Annotated in this window: 1 pseudogene; it reads left to right on the top strand. The window is 62.7% G+C overall.

Annotation, left to right across the window (positions count from 1 at the left end):
* A pseudogene (locus AB4Y32_RS40490) lies at positions 1 to 373 on the top strand (hypothetical protein); the annotation flags it as partial.

A 373-nucleotide genomic window follows, 5' to 3' on the forward strand; every position in this document is an offset into this window, starting at 1 on the left:
ACAACGCGCAGGGTGCATTCGGTGCGTCGAATCTGTCGCCGAAGCCTGAAGCGATGGCCTTCGCAACGATGACCCGCGCGCTCGACGGCACGAACACGCTGGGCCGCGTCAAGGGCACGCCGGGTGGTACGTTCGCGTATGCGTTCCAGCAGCTCGGCGACGGCAAGATCGTGACGGCCGCATGGGCGCACAACAACAGCCAGTGGCCGACGAGCAATGGCACGTACAGCCAGACGTATTCGACGGGCTATTCGCTGCAGGTCGACAATCCGGGTACGTCGGGCAACGTGACGAAGATCGATGGCTATGGCAATACCACGACGGTTCCGTATTCGAACGGTCAGGTGTCGCTGACGCTGACGGAAGTGCCGCA

It is taken from the genome of Paraburkholderia phymatum (assembly GCF_040965635.1).
In the GTDB taxonomy this organism is placed as follows: Bacteria; Pseudomonadota; Gammaproteobacteria; order Burkholderiales; family Burkholderiaceae; genus Paraburkholderia; species Paraburkholderia phymatum_B.